Below are 17,682 nucleotides of genomic sequence, written 5' to 3'. Positions count from 1 at the left end.
AGCCCGGCCATTTGGATATTGCCTTTGCCAACGCCTTCGGTGTTGACGTATCGACCTTTGGGAACCACGAGTTCGACCAAGGTCCGGGAGAGCTGTTCGACTCGGCTTTCCTTAGCGAATCGAGTGGTGGTGTGACCTTCCCTGGTTCTGAGTTCCCGTGGTTGTCCACTAACATTGACTTTTCCCAGGATGGCGATTTCTCAGGGATAATAGGAACGGACGGCAACGACATATCGACCTTGAACAGCCAAGTGGCTAAATATGCCGTGGTCACTATTGATGGTGAGACCATCGGAATTGTTGGGGCAGCATCGCCTAGCTTCCCCAATATCACTACATTGGGAGACGTCACGGTTTCACCGGCTCCGGATGCCACTGTAAACGCACTGGCCGCTGAAATACAGACCAGTGTCGACGCCCTTACAGGTAGCGGCGTGAACAAGATTATCCTATTGGCGCACATGCAGTCCATTGCCATCGAAAAGCAGTTGGCAACATTGCTTGATGGTGTTGATATCATCGTAGCGGGAGGTTCCAATACCAGAATGGGTGACGGCAACGATACGCTCTTTAGCAACACATTCGTAACCGACAACGCCTTTGACGAGACCTATCCATTCCAGACCACTGATGCTGGTGGCGACCCAGTGCTTGTGGTCAACGTTGACGGTGACTACAAATACCTTGGAAGGTTGGTCGTTGAGTTCGATACCAATGGTGTATTGGACCTTAGCGCCTTGGACGATACTATAAATGGGGCCTACCCGGCCACCGAGGCCTTGGTGGCTTCGTTTAGCGCAACACCTGACCCAGCGGTCGTCGCCTTGAGGGACGCCGCGCAAGGCGTCATAGATGCCCAGTTCAGTAATATTGTGGGATTCTCCAGTGTCTATCTGGATGGAAGGAGAGCACAGGTAAGGACCCAAGAAACGAACCTAGGGAACCTTACCGCGGATGCCAATCTTTGGTATGCCAACCTACTGAACCCTGATACCGACGCTGACGTTGATATATCCTTGAAAAACGGTGGGGGCATAAGAACTCAGATTGGTTCGGCGGTTCTTCCAGGTGGGTCCAATGACCCAGACGATATCGTGTTTTCCCCACCGCCGAACAACGAAGTTTCTGAGGGTAACTTAAGGGCAACATTGCGTTTTGACAACGGACTGGTGCGATTGACCATGACACCTGCGGAATTGATAACCATCGTTGAGCACGGTCTTAGCGGAGTTGCTCCTGGTGAGACCCCTGGCCGTTTTCCTCAGATTGGTGGTATGAACTTTGTGTACGATCCCAACCTTGCACCTGGAAGCAGGCTCGTTGAATTGGTTGTTGATCGAGGGGATATGGACGCTTCAAACGATGTTGTGGTCGTGCAGAATGGCGCGAACGTAGCCCCGGGCGGGATTACCTTCAACATGGTGACCTTGAACTTTTTGGCCAATGGCGGTGACGGTTATCCATTCGACCAATTGGCGTCACCGAACAGGCTTAACTACTACGACGGCTTAGGTTTTGGGGACCCGATGGACTTCCCTGACGGTGTTCTGGCCAACGATCCTGGCAACAATACCACGTTTAGCGATACCGGAGGTGAGCAGGACGCTCTGGCCGAGTTCATGTTCGCGTTCCACCCTGACAATGCTTCAGCGTACAACGTGGCAGAAACACCAGCTGACCAAGATATGAGGATTAGAACAGGGTCACTTCCAATAGTCACTTTTGATACTGATTACGCCTCTGTTTCAGAAGATGGAACAAGTATTACTGTAACGGCAACAATTTCTGAAGCACCATCTTCAGTTGTATCTGTTGATGTTGTATTGGTTTCAGGAGGTTCCGCTGTTGAGGGCACAGATTTTACATATCCCACAACGCAAACTATTACGTTCCCTATGGGATCTGACGCTGATCAAACAATCAGTATCCCAATTATAGATAACGGTGATGATGGATCTGATGTATTCTTTGTAATCGAGCTTCAGAACGCTAGTAATGCGGTTATAGGTGATGACGATACGTTTTCAGCCTATATTTTAGACGATGACACGATTGTTCCAACTGCCGATGCAACTGTTTTGAATGCCAATTATTTGACAAGTTATTTGGTCGATGCTAGTGGCACTGCAGAAATAACGGCTTATGATGCAACTACACAACGTTTATTTGTAACAAATGATTCTTCTATTGAAGTTTTAGATTTTTCAGATCCGAGTAATATCAGCTCAATAACGAGTATTGCGTTACCTCCAAATACAGATGGAGTTCAAAGTGTTGCAGTAAGTAATGGAGTTTTGGCTGCGGCGATTGCTGCTGACCCAGCAACTGACCCTGGATTAGTCATGTTTTCCGATACTGATGGTAACAATCAAGTGATGGTTACTGTTGGAGCCCTACCAGATATGATTACCTTCACACCAGATGGTACCAAATTATTAGTGGCCAATGAAGGTGAACCTAATGATGATTATACAATTGATCCAGAAGGCGGTGTATCTGTTATCGATGTCACTGGTGGATTAGGTGCAATCGACCAAAGTGATGTAACCAACTTGGGCTTTACGGCCTTTAATGGGGATTTGGCAGCATTATTAGCCGCTGATGTGAGGATTTTTGGACCTGGTGCCACAGTTGCACAAGACTTGGAGCCTGAGTATATTGCAGTTTCGGATGATAGCAATACAGCCTATGTAGCACTTCAAGAAAACAATGCTTATGCCATTGTCGATCTTACAGTACCTACTATCACTCAAATTGTACCATTCGGTCTAAAAGATCATAGCATCGCATCCAATTCCTTAGATACCAGTGATGAACCTGACTTTATTTTCAATGCGTCTTGGCCAATTTTTGGTATGTACATGCCAGATGGTATTGACTATTACAATGTTGGTGGTACAGCTTACATCGTTACAGCCAATGAAGGTGATGCACGCGAATACGATACCTTTGAAGAAGAACGCAAATTAGATGACTCAGATTATAATTTAGACCCAGCGGTTTTTCCTAACGCGTCCATACTGGAACTAGAGAATAATCTTGGCGATATTAACATTTCGAATGCATCTGGTAATACGGATGGTGATCCAGAGTTTGAAGAAATTCATGTATATGGAGGTCGTTCCTTTAGTATTTTTGAAGCGAATTCTGGAAATATCGTTTATGACAGTGGTAATGACTTTGAAGTGATTACAGCAGCAGATGCAACCTATGGAGGTATTTTTAATGCAAGTAATAGTAATAACAACTTTAAAAATAGAAGTGATAATAAAGGACCTGAGCCTGAGGCTGTAATAGTAGAAGAAATTGAAGGTGCGTTTTATGCCTTTGTTCTTCTAGAAAGAGTTGGAGGTGTTATGATTTATGATGTGACAGATCCAAATGCTCCAGTTTTCTTGCAATATTTGAACAATCGTGGTAGTGTAGAGGGTGATCCAGAAAGTGGTGACCTTGGTCCTGAAGGTATCGTTTTTGTTGATGCGGATGATAGCCCAACAGGAACAGCCTTAATAGTGGTGTCTAATGAAGTGAGTGCTACCTTAAGTATTTATTCACTAGATAATATTTTGAATGTAGAGGATTTTGAAAATCCAAACAACGAATTTAAAATGTTTCCAAACCCAGCAAAAGAAATAGTTCATTTTAGCATAGCAGATGATTATAAGCTTTTTGATATATCAGGTAGATTGGTGAAACAAGTTAGTAATCAGGATTATATAAATATTGAAGGTTTAGGTGCCGGAGTTTATATAGTGAATAATGCCAATGGCCTATCAAAGAAACTGTTGATTGAATAATTTTTTAAATTGTGAATTTAAAGCCTCATTTTTAATGGGGCTTTTTATTTTTGTATTGTGTTCAAGAAAGACCCACTACAAATTATTCCATTTGATTCCTACGGAACATCTTCGCAGTTGTATCTTAGAGGCAGGGCTTTAGAAGATGAAGGTATCGACTTAAAAAAGAAAAGCTGGATAAGTCTTTTTATAAACTCTTGGAAACGATTCGAAACTGATGAAATTCGAAACACGCCTCTATCTATCAAGCTACCCAACAATGAAATTATAAATTTTAGAACAGATGCCGAAGGCTATTATCTAGCAGATAAAACTATTAAAGATTTAGAAAGCTTTGTTTCAAACGATAGATGGCTAGACTATGAGGTGTCTTATGCATCTTCGCACAAGAATAAAATACAGAATGATAATAGGTTCTTTGGAAGAATGCTCGTTCCAAATGCAAATTCATCCTTTGGTGTGGTCAGTGATATCGATGATACTATTTTATACACAGGAGTAACCTCTAGATTAAAATGGCGTGTTATTATTAATACATTTTTTAAAACACCACATAAGCGTCAGGCCTTGGAAGGTGCCGCAGATTTTTATAAACTGCTCCATAAAGGAAAATCGGGAAACGGTAGTAATCCCATCTTCTATGTAAGCAATAGTCCTTGGAACTTATATCTTTATTTGAGCATGTTTTTATCGGTGAATAAATTTCCAGATGGGCCTATTCTTCTTAGGGATATTCGAATGCCTTATGATAAAACTCCAAAACCGGAATTGGCGCATAAGTATAATGAGATCTATAAAATTTTAAATACCTATCCTAATTTAGACTTCATTCTTATTGGCGATTGCGGTGAGAAAGATGCCCATATTTATTTAGACGTTGTAAAAAAGTTTCCCAATAGAATTTTGACCATTTATTTAAGAGCTGTTAAACACAACAGACGTATGCAACGAATTAAAAATCTGTTTTTAGACTATGACGAAGTCCCTGTTTTAATTGTTGAGAGTGGTGAAGAGGCATTGGCTCACGCAAAAAAACTTCAGTTTATTGTTTGAGATAATTGCGAATAGGTTTCTTAAAAAAAGATTTGTGTCTTCTTCTGAAATTACTGAAACTGGAAGCGCAAAGTCTGAACCTTGTATAATGGAGCTAATTATAGAATTAAAAGTTTACCTTTTATGCTCTGGGCTATCGAAGCCTGCTTTGCAACCGGCACTCCACTCGTCTGGCATGTTGCCGTAAGCCGGAATACCACCATTATCTTTCAACATTCTGGCAAGATGAAGACAGTTCCAAACTAAAAATGTGGTATTACGGTTGGTAAAATCATTTTCAGGTCCGCCAGACCCTTCATCTCTATACGATGGGCCAGGTCCTGCTTCTCCCATCCAACCAGCATCAGCTTGTGGAGGAACCGTATAGCCAATATGTGATAGAGAAAATAATATATTCATGGCGCAATGTTTTACACCATCTTCATTTCCTGTTATTAAAGTAGCACCAACTTTTCCGTAGTCCCTGTACTGTCCTTTAGAATTAAAGTCGTGTGTGTAGCCATACATACGTTCTAAGGTTCTATTACAAACCGAGGATTTTTCACCAAGCCAAACAGACGTGCATAAGATGAGAATATCACAGTCGTCAATTTCCTTTTGAATTTGAGGCCAATCGTCCCTGTCCCATTCGGGAGTTTCTGACATATCATGACCCAAACCTGCCGGAATAACATAATCTACAGGTCTAATAATTTTGGTCTGTACACCATTGGCTTCAAAAATCCTTTGGGCAACATGAATGAGCCCTTCGGTGTGGGATAATACAGGTGTTCTATTTAAAGTACAGTTAAGGAAAAGTACTTTTAGATCGTCATACTTTGCTGGTGGATTCTTACAAAGCGCATTAATCTTTTCATCGAGTTGCCTAGACATTTTGGAAGATTTTAAAATTAGTGAATTACTAAAGTTACAACCTTTTTGTTAAACTCTAAATCGAAAATTATTAAATCTACATGATGCTTAAAATAGACCGTGAATTTCGGCATCAATTTTATTGATGATGCCACCTAGATCTTCAGGATTGACTACAAAATCTAATTTATCGACGTCTATAATCAATAATTTGCCTTTGTTATACTTAGTAATCCAAGCTTCGTAGCGTTCGTTCAAACGGCTTAAATAATCAATACTGATAGTATTTTCGTAATCGCGGCCACGTCTATGAATCTGGGCTACTAAATTAGGAATAGAACTCCGAAGATAAATTAACAGGTCAGGACCTTTTACAAAGGATTCCATTAGCTCAAAAAGGGAAGAATAGTTCTCAAAATCGCGATTGGTCATTAAGCCCATGGCATGCAAATTTGGTGCAAAAATATGAGCGTCTTCATAAATGGTTCTGTCTTGAATAATGTCTTTACCGCTATTTTGAATTTGGTTGATTTGACGAAATCGACTGTTTAAGAAATATACCTGAAGATTGAAGCTCCAACGTTCCATCTGGTTATAAAAATCATCGAGATAAGGATTGTCTACAACGTCCTCTAATTGGGCTTCCCATTTGTAATGTTTTGCTAATAATTTGGTCAGAGTCGTTTTACCTGCTCCTATATTTCCTGCAACAGCAACATGCATAGTCTATTCTGGTTTAAGTTGGTATTGACGTAGAATTTCGTCGTGGTAAATATACAAGCTTTCGTTGGTTACCAAAAACTGATTTATTAACAAATTTGGATGTGAAATGGGTTTTATCTCACCACTATTTTTGGATAATATACAGAGGCTTTCTGCTTTTCTGAGCACTAAATGCGCTTTACTAAACGCCATATTTTCATAACCTTCATTCTTATGTTTAGCGATTAAGCTGCCAAAGTAATTATAGACATACAGATAGTTTTCGGTAAGCATGTAGCAATTGTTATAATCGCTTTTAAGATCTAAAATCTCTGATTGAATGGGGACAGTTTTGAGTCTTATTTTGTTACTCTTGTAATCGTAAAGTTCGAGTTGCTGTAAGTCCTGATTGAAAATCCAAATGGTATTATCAAAACCTGTTGAGACAAAACTTACATTTTTATAAGGTTGTGTGGTATTAAAATCTATTTTAAATACTTCTGCCAAACGATTATCTAAAATAATAACCGTATTAAATTCTTGATAAAAAAGATTGATTTTTAAAGGGTTAAAGGCATTGGCGGTTGTGATTTCACTTAGCTGAAAATTGGTATAGGTAATGGTAGTGTCTTTGGTCTTTTTATTAAAAGTATTATCATCGGTTGAATAATACAATGTCCCGAAAGTATCAATGCCAAAAATATCTTTCGCTTTTAGCAATGTGGAGTCTTTTAAATGCATTTGTGCTTGTTTTTGCGCAAATACAGAAATACTCAAAAAAAAGAAGAAATAAACTAACTTATGCATACGAGATAGAAAAATACAAAAATTGCACCATTCTATAACTCAAAAGAATCTGTATTTAGTGTGTTATACTTTAAACAGTGAGCTTATACCCAAAGCCTCTAACATTTATGATTTGTATACTTTCGTCTTTTTTTAGTTTTTTTCGAAGTTTGGTAATAAAGACGTCCATGCTTCTTGCCGAGAAAAAATCGTCAGTGCCCCAAAGTTTGTTTAAGATTAATGAGCGGTCTAAAACCTGATTTTTATTCTTAATGAGATGAAATAACAAATGGGCTTCCCTATGGGTGAGTTGAGCAGGTACTTCGTTGTTATACTGTAATTGCTGTTTTGGAAAATCGAAGGTGTAACCACCAATTTCCAGAATTTTGGATGTTTTTTGAACCTTCGTTCTATTCAAAAGATTATGAATTCTCACGATTAATTCTTCCATACTAAAAGGTTTCTTCAGGTAATCATTACCACCAATAGAAAAGCCTTCAACTACATCAGCAGTTTGAGATTTGGCCGTTAAGAATATAATAGGAATGGTATCGTCTATAGCCCTAATCTCCTTGGCTAAAGTAAAACCATCTTTTTTTGGCATCATTACATCCAAGACCAAAATTTCGGGATTATCAGATTGGTAGGTCTCAAATGCTTTTTCACCATTGTTGCACAACACCACTTCAAAGTTCCTGGTTTCTAGACTTTCTTTTATAATTTGCCCTAATGCTGCTTCATCTTCGGCCAAGAGCAATTTAATCTTATCTGTCATTGGGAAGTGTAATTTTAAAAGTCGTTAAATTTTTGGTTAAGTTTAAATCTATTGAACCACCATGTTTTTCAATAATAGTCTTAGTATAGTATAAACCAATACCAAAGCCTTTGACATCGTGAGTATTTCCCTTGGGTACACGGTAGAATTTTTCAAAAATTCGATCTTTATTGACTTTTGAAAGCGTATTGCCGCTATCTGAAATTAAGATATCAAAGCTATTTTGCTTTGGAATTAAATCGACGGAAATAATGTGCCCTCCGTATTTTACAGCATTGTCCAAAATATTGTTTAGTGCGTTTTCAAAATGAAACAGATCGACCTTAGCTTCAAGATTTTCAACTTTAAGGCTAATGTTAAATTCCTTTTCAGGATATTGTATTTTAAATCTATTGGCTAAATCATTAAGAAGTGCTACAATATCAATACCTTCTTTATTCAATTCTAAACTATCGCTATCTAGAGTTGCAGTCTCTAATAATTTTTCAACCATAATGTTCAACTTGTTAAGTTGCTCAGAAGACATATTGATGTATTTTTTGGTTTTTTCTTTATCATCAATACCATTAAAACTACTAATACTTTCCAAGGCTACTCCAATGGTTGCGATTGGTGTTTTAAACTCGTGTGTTATATTGCTAATAAGGTCATTTTTAACCTCGGCCAATTGTTTTTGGTGCTTAATGATTTTTAACAAGTAGAACAGACAACTAATCACGGCTAAAACCAAAACAGTGGAAATTAAAACTCCACTTAGGCTACGTTTAAGTACGGTAGCTGTTTCATTGGTGAAATCGACTTTTAGAGTACTACCTTTTGGTAAAAAAGTAGATTTGGATGTTGTACTTAAGGTATATTGTGAATCTGGGTTAGTTTCTGAAATTATTGAATCTCGCTTTTTTGAAAATCTATTGAACCTATCAGATTCGTAGAATGTGAGTTTACTTTTTAGGTCAATGTTTTTTCTGTTAAGCTCATTTTTCAATATGCTATCTACCACTTTAACATCTAAGGTATCGTTACTAATAGAAATAAAAACTTTAGAGGTTAACATCGAAATATTTTTTAAATCTATACTATCATTTAATTTAAACTCATCTACTTTTAGTTTAAAGGAATCTGCACTGATAGGTTTGTGCCTTTCACGATAGTCAGCCATCATAGAGTCTGCCTTCCGTCCTCTTACTACGGTGATGCCTTCTAAGTTATCGACCTCAAGAGAATCAAGGTTATTAAACTCTGCGGTGGTTTTGTCAATTTTTTCTAGGAATTTTGCCAGTTCACTGTCTTCGCCAAAAGCATCTAGTTGATTTTCGCCAACCAGAGAGACTCCTAGGGTGGTGCGTTCTGCTAAATCTGCATAATAATCATCTACAGCTTTGTCTAAACTTACTTGTACGTCATTGATAAGCTGTTGTTTATTAGCCTGATAATTCTTATAGTTCCAAAACACCTGAATACCAATAGTAACTACGATTACGGCTACAATTGTATACAAAATCCATTGATATCGTTTATCATTCATGCTTCAAAAGTAAATGTTAAAATCTAGTTTGACGAATCGGTTAACACACGTTAACACTAGTTAACTAAAAAGACAAAATTGTGTTTTGATATTTGTGGTGTACTAAACTTAAAAGCACATAATTATGAAAAACTTAATTACAGGCTTAGCAATAATCATTACAATGTTAGGCTTTAGTCAATCGCAATCAATTAGTGGAGTAGTTGCGAAAGAACAACCAAAACTAGAAGATGTTTCCGTAACGGTTACCGTAGATTCCGCTGCCGAAATTGAATCAACGTTTCAAGTAGAGGATATCAAAGAAATTTTGGACGCCACAGGAAAAAATGAAGCACTTACATTTAAGATAATCTGTAATGGCAGAACAATGTCTAATGGTGAAAAATCCCATATGTCCTATTCAGTGGAAGGGAACTCTAGTAAGCCCGAAGAATTTCTGAAAAGTGTAGAGAAAATTAGAACTTCAGCAATCAATTATTATAAAAACAAAAATTAAAATCAATCAAATGACAACAATTATTAGAGTTTTAGTTTTGGCATTAACAGCGGTCTTTACCACTGTTGGTGCTCAAGACTTTCAGGGAGTGGCGACTTACAAAACGCAACGACGAATAGATGTAAAGATCGATAGTACTAAAGTCGATGCGGGAATGCATGCCAAGATGATGGAAATGATGAAAAAACAGTTCCAAAAAACATTTAAACTAACCTTTAACAAAGAAGCGTCCATTTATAAGCAAGATGAAGAATTAAGCAAACCTCAAGTAGGCGGAGGGGGATTTGAGGTAGTAATGATTGGCGGTGGCGGTGGCGGCGACGTGCTTTATAAGAATACTAAAGAGCAACGTTACGCAGAGCAAGTTGATACCTACGGAAAAATCTTTTTGGTGAAAGATGCAATAGAGAAAATAGATTGGGAATTAGGTTCCGAAACCAAGTATATTGGTGAATACCCATGTTATAAAGCAACCTATACCAAAATGGTGCCTAAAACCATTGAGATGACCAGTGAGGACGGGGAGATTGATTTAGATGCCGAGCCAGAAATGGAAGAGCGTACGGTTACGGCTTGGTACACACCACAAATTCCCGTAAATAATGGTCCTGACGACTATCAAGGTCTTCCAGGTCTAATATTAGAAATTCATGATGGTAAGTTAACCATAGTATGTAGCAAGATTGTATTGAATCCTAAAGAAAAAGTTGAAATTACTGAACCTACAAAAGGTAAGGAGGTTAGTAGGGAAAAATACGAAGAAATCATGGAAAAGAAAGCTAAAGAAATGATGGAGCGTTACAGACCTAAAAAAGGAGATAGAAATGATGGTAGTAGCTTTAGTATAAGCATTGGAGGTTAGGATATATTGGTATTCACTTTGTTAATTTTATGATAAACAGAATTAATTTTGTTTAATGTTTAAATATATTTGTTAAACAAAACAACAACCAATCCAAATTCTTTTTTGACATGAAATCAATTTTTATCAAATCTGGCTTTCTTTTATTTCTATTTTTATTTACCAACGAATTAAATGTAAACAATGTCGTTTTACCTATCGAAGACAATAAAGCAGAGGACTTTCAAGGTCAGGCTTTTTATGTATCAAAGTCTACTATGGAACTTGGTCGATGGGGAGCACGTCTAAGTGAAGCGCAAAAGAAGCAAGTTGAAGCACGTTTAAAAAACAGGTTGGAAAAAGAATACATTTTAACCTTTAATAAAGAAGAAGCATTATTCTACGAGGATGAAAAGTTAGATGCCATGACAGGAGCAACAGATTCTTGGGGGAAAAATTTTGCGCCAGGTAAACAGTATAAAAATGTTAAAACCAACATGCAGATTCAAAGTCAAGAATTTTACGGTAAAAAGTTTTTGGTAAAGGATAAACTTCAGGATATAAAATGGATTTTGGGAAAAGAGACAAAGCAAATAGGCAATTATACTTGTTTTAAGGCTACGGCTTCAATACCAACTAACGATTTGGCATGGTATGATTTTTCATGGAGTCGATTGAGAAACACTACTAATGCTGAAAAGAAATCAGATTCAAGTAGTACAGCTACTGAAGAACCAGACGTAGCTATGACAGATGTCGAAGCATGGTATTCACCACAAATTCCTGTTGGCCATGGGCCTCTGGAATATTGGGGACTTCCAGGATTAATCATGGAAGTTAATGCTGGTAATACCACGATGCTTTGTACTAAAATAGTGATGAATCCAAAAGAAAAATTAGAAATTGAGGCTCCGGATAAAGGAAAGGTAATTACTAAGTCTGGGTACCAAGAAACCATCGTCAATAAGATGAAGGAGTTTCGAAATAATCGTATAGGAAGAAGACGTGGTTAAAGTATTAACAGAAGTTTAACGTTATTGAACTTAACTATTGGCATTTATATTAGTCTAAGGTTATGTTTATTGATAGACAAAAATCAATGTAACTTTTTTTTAAGAAACTCTTAAAATTATAAACTTACATTTGTTAATCAACCTTAAACTCTTAAGATGAAAAAGCCACTCATTAAACTAACATCATTATTATTGTTATGCTTCTGTACATTGACCTCTGCACAGCAAGACTTTCAAGGTAAAGCTTATTATATGTCCAAAACTACTATGGATTTAGATCAGTGGGGCGGACGGGAACTGACACCAGAACAAAAAAAGCGAATGCAAGAACGTATGAAAAGTTTTCTTGAAAAGGAATATATATTAACGTTCAACAAAGAAGAGTCAATCTACAAAGAAGATGAACGATTGGAAACTCCAGGATCTGGAAGAGGTTGGGGAGGTTTTAGTAGTAGTTTTAGTGGTGGCCCGAAGTATAAAAATGTAAAATCCAAGGAGTTGTTGCAAGACCAAGAGTTTTTTGGTAAGCAGTTTTTAATTAAAGATGAACTTAAGTCATTAGAATGGAAAATGGGTACTGAAACCAAGCAAATAGGTAATTATACTTGTTTTAAGGCTACAGCAACTAAAGAGGTCGACCAATTCGATTGGCGAAGTATGCGAAGAAGGGGAAGAAATAATGACGATAAAAAGAAAGGGGAAATTGCTAAAGACTCCACGAATAAAGATCGTAATGACCCTATGAGTGATATTGAAGTGCCAAAAACTATAGAGGTAGTGGCTTGGTATACACCACAGATTCCAATTAATCAAGGGCCAGATGATTATTGGGGTTTGCCAGGATTAATTTTAGAAGTGAGTGCAGATAGAACCACAATATTATGTAATAAAATTGTTATGAATCCCGAAGAAAAGGATGATATAGAGAAGCCTAAAAAAGGGGATGAAGTCACGCAAGCCGAATACAATGATATCATTACTAAAAAAATGCAAGAAATGCGCGAAATGTACCGTGGTCGAAGAGGAGGGCGCAGAAACTAATATGTAACACATTAAAATTTATGGAACTGGACAGCGAAAAAGTTCCATATACCAATCAAAGAAAACAATCAAAAAATGAAAAAAATAATAGTACTACTATGTTTAGTAGTAGCAGGCAATTCCTTTGCTCAAATTAAAATGCAAGGAGTTGTAAAGGATAGTATAGGGCAGCCTTTGGAATTGGCTAATATTATTGCCATAAACCAAGAGACCAGTGCATTAGAATCTTATGCCATTACCAACGACAAGGGTAAATATATATTGTCACTAGGAAAAAACGGGAAGTATAAAATCCAAGTGAGTTACATAGGTCTTAAGACGCTCGAAGAAATCATAACTACTCAAGAAGCCAACATTGCAAAGGACTTTACTCTATTACCAGATAAATCCTTAGACGCAGTGGAGATTACCTATGAAATGCCAGTAACCATTAAAGGGGATACCATTGTATATAATGCAGATTCCTTCAAAAACGGCTCTGAACGAAAGTTAGAGGATGTCCTAGAAAAATTACCAGGTGTTGAAATAACAGATGATGGACAGATTGAAGTTGAAGGGAAGCCGGTGTCCAAAATCATGGTTGAAGGGAAGGATTTCTTTGACGGCGATACCAAATTAGCGACTCAAAATATCCCTTCAAACGCTGTGGATAAGGTACAGGTATTACGAAATTATGCTGAGGTTGGACAGTTAAGCGGTGTTACTAATAACCAGGATAATGTTGCTATTAATATTAAATTGAAAGAAGGGAAAAAGAACTTTTGGTTCGGTGATATTACTGCTGGAGCAGGGATTGCTCCTTCCCCAAATGATGAACTCTATTTAGTGCAACCAAAACTTTTCTACTACAGCCCAAAATATAGTATCAACCTTATTGGTGATATGAACAACATCGGTGAAGTAGCCCTTACTAACAGAGATTTGAGAGGTTTTGGTGGTGGATTTAGATTGCCAAGTAGAACCAGTGGTACCAATATTAGTCTTGGGAATAATGGTTTAGGTGGACTTACCAGTATTGCAAATGCTCAAGAAGTCATAACAAAATTAGGTTCTGCTAATTTTAGTTATTCTCCAAATAAAGCATTAGATCTCAGTGGCTTTTTAATCTATAACAGTAGTCGGTTAAGAACAAGAGAAGAAAACTTTATTGATTATATTGAAGTAGAAGATGATCCCAGCACACCAATAGATGAATCTACAAGTATTCCTCCAGATGAAGCTACAGTTTCGAGAGGAAGAGAAGCCTCTAATCAATTTATTGCCAAATTAAGTGCGTCATATAAACCAAACGTAAACAATCAATTGGATTATGATATATTGGCACGTGTATCTGATGATGAGGAACGTCAAAGCTTGGTGTCGTCAGTAGTTGGGGCAACCGAACAATTAGATCAGGTCAACCCTTACAGTATAAACCAAAATCTAAATTACTATTATACCCTTGATGAGAATAATATTTTTGCTTTTGAGGCGCAACATTTGTTAAGGGATGAAGATCCATTCTATAATGCATTGCTAGTCAATGATCCCACCAATAACGATAATCCAGACAATGATGCCTTTGATAATACAGCTGAAGGACTAGGTTTAGACAGAGATCAATTTGGCTATAATATTAATCAAGAAAGGTTTGTTAAATCTAACCAGTTGGATGCTAAGCTTGATTATTATAATATTTTAAACGCAAAGAGTAATATCAATTTAACCTTAGGTGCCATTTTTAGCAATCAAGATTTTAATTCTAATATTTTTCAATTTTTAGATGACGGAACACGCCTAGATCCTTCACCATTAATTACAGATTTGGATGGTAACCTTTTATCAGCAGAGAATAATGACGTCGAGTACCGCTTTAGTGATGTATATTTAGGAGTGCATTATCGCTTTAAAACAGGTAAATTTACTTTTACACCTGGTATGTCTTTCCATGCCTATGGCAACCAAAATATGCAAGATGGTGATACTTTTGAAGATAACTTTTTTGATATCCTTCCGGATTTTGAAATGCGGATACAGTTTAAGAAAAGTGAAGCACTCCAACTTAACTACAATATGTTAAATACTTTTACCGATGTTACTAATATTGCGGAAGGTTTAGTATTAAATAATTTTAATAATATTCAGTTTGGTAATGCGGAATTACAGAATGCTTTATCTCACAATATAAATTTAGTCTACACAAGCTTTAATTTATTCAACTACACCAATGTATTTGCAAGGGCCGCTTATAGTAAAAACATTGATCAAATTAGACCCTTGACTAATTTTGAAAGTGTTATTAGAACAAGTACGTATTTTAATTCGCAATTTGCCGACGAGACCGCTTCTCTAGGTGGTCGTGTAGAGCGAACCTTTGGAAAAATAAGAGCACGATTAGGGGCTAATTTCTCTTACAGTAAGTTTAACCAGTTCATACAGAATGAAAGATCAATTAATGAGAGTTTTGCTCAGACGTATTCTCCAGAATTACGCACTAACTTCAGAGAAGCACCAAATATTAGGCTTAGATATACGCATAGAATAAACAACAATGATCAAGGGACAAATTCGACACGATTTGTAACCAGAGCCCCATCCATACGTTTCGATGCTTATATCTGGGATGCTATAACATTTATTACGGACTTTCGTTATACAGAACAAGATAATGACGATCAAGTAGAGTCCTTTAAAACATGGGATGCTTCCTTGCGCTATAGAAAAGACAGAGATGCCAAATGGGAATACTCACTTAGAGCATCTAATATTCTAGATATTGATTCTAATATTAGCAATGGTGCTGGTAATATTTCGGTCTTTAGTTCCGAAACCTTTATACAACCACGATTTATTACGTTTAGACTAACGTACACACTATAGAACAAAAAAGCCTGCTACACTTCGACTACGCTTAGTGAATAGCAGGCTTTTACCCTAACATATGATTATTAGTTCTAATTATCCCTTAGAACATGGACAACACCTGTAATAGTATGAGGATTTCCTTGATAATCCTCATAGGATCCGTTAAAATTAATATCAATATATTCACCAACGTCTCCTAGAGCTGTTAAGTTGTATATGATATTATTATTGGTGTTTGAAACACTGATACATTCACCTATAGTGAACCCTGTATCATTCATTACATCCCAATCTAGGAAATCGTAAGTGCCTACATACTCTGGCTGATTTAAAACAGCAAATAAATAAAAGCAATTGTCCTGATTGTTATTGTTTCCAAAAATATCTAGAGATGGACCTTCCGTTTGTCCTTGACCTTCGGTGTAAAAGTTAGCACTGATATTTTCGAAAATAAGCACACTTTCCTCATCGTCAATGGTATATTCAATAAATTCCGTGACAGCATTGCAGGCACTAATGGTTCCTATATCGGTATTAGGAGTTGTAAAGGTATAAGCAATCTCATCAGTAGTTTGAACATTGGCATAATCACTTCCTTTGATGCTAAACGTGTTGTCCTCATCACATCGTATCAAATTGATTTCAAAAGTACCGTCATCTACGGCATCAATAAAAGTCTGGTTGCCATAAGTGAGTTGCACATAGCCATCGGATACAGGGTCACCATTGCAGGTGTTAAATGTTCCGGTGACCGTTTCATTGATGGTGTCTGAAGAACTGCTGTCAATGGTTATTTGTACAAAGGAGTCGACAGTAAATGGTCCTACGGATTGTGTGTAAAGCGAATCACTGCCACAAACATTATAGCTATAGACGTTGAGTTCTAAAATTTCATTACTTGGTACATAACCGCATACTTCACCCTCATCATTGGTATAACCATATGTGGTTCCGAAGGTTGTGCTAGTAATGGATACTTGTAGATTGCTTAATGGCATATTATTACCATCAGTAGTCGTCACACAAAGTACAATAGCTTCTGCAGGTATATCACAATTCCAGAATGAAAAATGGGAAACCGTACCAACATACATATTGCCTTGCAAAGTCGCTACACCCTCTTCCTTCCAGTAGCCATTTACTTCATCGAAATACCAAAGCGGAATGGAAGCAGGTGCCAAAGGCATTAAACTGGCATCAACGGGAATTTTAATTTCGGATGTTGACCCTGTAGCTAAATTTAAGTCTTCACCACCAGTACCACGCAGTTCCACAGCAAGCATACCAAGGGTTTGCAACATACGTTCAGCACCAGCTTCATTTTGGGCATAGAGCATACCTGGCATTTGCATAGGCATATCGTCATCGGTTGGGTCTAAATGATGCATGATTACATCCACAGAACCTTCGTAGGCAGTACCATCTTCTTTAATAAAGTTTCCGTCAAAGCTTACGGAACTTCCATCGTTACCAGTAACGGAATCAGAAATACCACTATTTACTGTACCAATAACTGTGGCTTCGAGCATCATAATGGTCACCTTGTTAGTGCCATCTGAAGGCACAACACTCCGAGAGGCATGGATATAGCCTGCTTTTTCGGCCTTGATATAGCCAAAACGTTCATTGACTGGAGCATTATTAATAATGAAAACACCATTACTATCAGTAATTGCAGTTTCAGTGCCTATAGTTACAGTCACGCTCTCTATTGGCAGATGATTTTTGTCAATGACGTTGCCAATAAAATCTCTTGAAATTGGATTTCCAAAATACTCGGAAAACGTATCTGGAATATCTTCTTGTTGTTGCTGACTAGGTGAAACACCATCATCCTCTTGGCAAGATGTTACGATCAATAGTGAAAGTAAAAGCATTAAAATAAGATTTGGGTAGTTTTTAATTCTCTTCATTGTTTGTAGGTTTAGTTTTAAACATGCCATATTTGGCGTTTTTG

At 37.3% G+C, this 17,682-nt stretch carries 13 protein-coding genes; 7 read left to right on the top strand and 6 right to left on the bottom strand.

Features of this window, described 5'->3' with window-relative positions; genetic code table 11:
* Both Q0992_RS14090 and Q0992_RS14085 read left to right on the top strand, forming a co-directional pair.
* A partial coding sequence (locus Q0992_RS14090) for a choice-of-anchor I family protein (RefSeq protein ID WP_299525741.1) occupies window positions 1–3,797 on the top strand: 3,797 nt, incomplete at its 5' end.
* Window positions 3,798–3,854: 57 nt separating this feature from the next.
* Window positions 3,855–4,850, top strand: coding sequence for an App1 family protein (locus Q0992_RS14085; RefSeq protein ID WP_299525738.1), 996 nt, complete (start codon window positions 3,855–3,857; stop codon window positions 4,848–4,850).
* Between the two features lie 114 nt (window positions 4,851–4,964).
* Here Q0992_RS14085 and Q0992_RS14080 read toward each other — a convergent pair whose 3' ends face one another.
* From Q0992_RS14080 to Q0992_RS14060, 5 genes are all read right to left on the bottom strand, one after another.
* Complete coding sequence (locus Q0992_RS14080) at window positions 4,965–5,723, bottom strand: flavodoxin family protein (protein ID WP_299525735.1); 759 nt, start codon at window positions 5,721–5,723, stop codon at window positions 4,965–4,967.
* 87 nt (window positions 5,724–5,810) lie between these two features.
* Entirely contained in the window at window positions 5,811–6,425 is a 615-nt protein-coding gene (locus Q0992_RS14075) for a deoxynucleoside kinase (RefSeq protein ID WP_299525732.1), read from the bottom strand.
* A 3-nt stretch (window positions 6,426–6,428) separates the two neighbouring features.
* Window positions 6,429–7,145, bottom strand: coding sequence for a hypothetical protein (locus tag Q0992_RS14070; RefSeq protein ID WP_299525729.1), 717 nt, complete (start codon window positions 7,143–7,145; stop codon window positions 6,429–6,431).
* A 136-nt stretch (window positions 7,146–7,281) separates the two neighbouring features.
* A complete protein-coding gene (locus Q0992_RS14065) occupies window positions 7,282–7,965 on the bottom strand; it encodes a response regulator transcription factor (RefSeq protein ID WP_299525726.1) in 684 nt (227 codons plus the stop codon).
* Complete coding sequence (locus tag Q0992_RS14060; RefSeq protein ID WP_299525723.1) at window positions 7,955–9,490, bottom strand: sensor histidine kinase KdpD; 1,536 nt, start codon at window positions 9,488–9,490, stop codon at window positions 7,955–7,957. Before Q0992_RS14060 ends, Q0992_RS14065 begins: the two co-directional genes overlap by 11 nt.
* A 124-nt stretch (window positions 9,491–9,614) precedes the next feature.
* On the opposite strand from Q0992_RS14060, the gene Q0992_RS14055 reads away from it, so the two are divergent.
* The 5 genes from Q0992_RS14055 (at window position 9,615) to Q0992_RS14035 (ending at window position 15,740) form a co-directional block, all read left to right on the top strand.
* The gene (locus Q0992_RS14055) at window positions 9,615–9,986 is read left to right on the top strand and encodes a hypothetical protein (protein WP_299525720.1); all 372 of its coding nucleotides are present in this window, start codon (window positions 9,615–9,617) and stop codon (window positions 9,984–9,986) included.
* 10 nt (window positions 9,987–9,996) lie between these two features.
* Window positions 9,997–10,848 (top strand): GLPGLI family protein, encoded by an 852-nt coding sequence (locus Q0992_RS14050; protein WP_299525717.1) that lies wholly within the window; start codon window positions 9,997–9,999, stop codon window positions 10,846–10,848.
* 110 nt (window positions 10,849–10,958) lie between these two features.
* Window positions 10,959–11,840: a GLPGLI family protein gene (locus Q0992_RS14045; RefSeq protein ID WP_299525714.1), complete on the top strand. Its 882-nt coding sequence runs from the start codon at window positions 10,959–10,961 to the stop codon at window positions 11,838–11,840.
* Between the two features lie 156 nt (window positions 11,841–11,996).
* Window positions 11,997–12,881 (top strand): GLPGLI family protein, encoded by an 885-nt coding sequence (locus Q0992_RS14040; RefSeq protein WP_299525711.1) that lies wholly within the window; start codon window positions 11,997–11,999, stop codon window positions 12,879–12,881.
* A 75-nt stretch (window positions 12,882–12,956) separates the two neighbouring features.
* On the top strand, window positions 12,957–15,740 hold the full coding sequence (locus tag Q0992_RS14035) for a carboxypeptidase regulatory-like domain-containing protein (protein ID WP_299525708.1): 2,784 nt from the start codon (window positions 12,957–12,959) through the stop codon (window positions 15,738–15,740).
* A 74-nt stretch (window positions 15,741–15,814) separates the two neighbouring features.
* On the opposite strand, the gene Q0992_RS14030 is transcribed toward Q0992_RS14035, so the two are convergent.
* Entirely contained in the window at window positions 15,815–17,638 is a 1,824-nt protein-coding gene (locus Q0992_RS14030; protein WP_299525705.1) for a hypothetical protein, read from the bottom strand.
* Window positions 17,639–17,682: the final 44 nt, after the last annotated feature.

The organism is Winogradskyella sp., assembly GCF_028289625.1.
Taxonomy (GTDB): Bacteria; Bacteroidota; Bacteroidia; order Flavobacteriales; family Flavobacteriaceae; genus Winogradskyella.
The sequence above is the reverse complement of the archived record's forward strand: the minus strand, read 5'-3'. Positions and strand labels throughout refer to the sequence as shown.

Excerpts from the sequence above, each read along its gene's own strand:
- Q0992_RS14055 (WP_299525720.1), top strand. The coding sequence starts at position 9,615 with ATGAAAAACTTAATTACAGGCTTAGCAATAATCATTACAATGTTAGGC.
- Q0992_RS14035 (WP_299525708.1), top strand. The coding sequence starts at position 12,957 with ATGAAAAAAATAATAGTACTACTATGTTTAGTAGTAGCAGGCAATTCC.
- Q0992_RS14045 (WP_299525714.1), top strand. The coding sequence starts at position 10,959 with ATGAAATCAATTTTTATCAAATCTGGCTTTCTTTTATTTCTATTTTTA.
- Q0992_RS14060 (WP_299525723.1), bottom strand. The coding sequence starts at position 9,490 with ATGAATGATAAACGATATCAATGGATTTTGTATACAATTGTAGCCGTA.
- Q0992_RS14075 (WP_299525732.1), bottom strand. The coding sequence starts at position 6,425 with ATGCATGTTGCTGTTGCAGGAAATATAGGAGCAGGTAAAACGACTCTG.
- Q0992_RS14070 (WP_299525729.1), bottom strand. The coding sequence starts at position 7,145 with ATGCATTTAAAAGACTCCACATTGCTAAAAGCGAAAGATATTTTTGGC.
- Q0992_RS14040 (WP_299525711.1), top strand. The coding sequence starts at position 11,997 with ATGAAAAAGCCACTCATTAAACTAACATCATTATTATTGTTATGCTTC.
- Q0992_RS14050 (WP_299525717.1), top strand. The coding sequence starts at position 9,997 with ATGACAACAATTATTAGAGTTTTAGTTTTGGCATTAACAGCGGTCTTT.
- Q0992_RS14065 (WP_299525726.1), bottom strand. The coding sequence starts at position 7,965 with ATGACAGATAAGATTAAATTGCTCTTGGCCGAAGATGAAGCAGCATTA.
- Q0992_RS14080 (WP_299525735.1), bottom strand. The coding sequence starts at position 5,723 with ATGTCTAGGCAACTCGATGAAAAGATTAATGCGCTTTGTAAGAATCCA.
- Q0992_RS14030 (WP_299525705.1), bottom strand. The coding sequence starts at position 17,638 with ATGAAGAGAATTAAAAACTACCCAAATCTTATTTTAATGCTTTTACTT.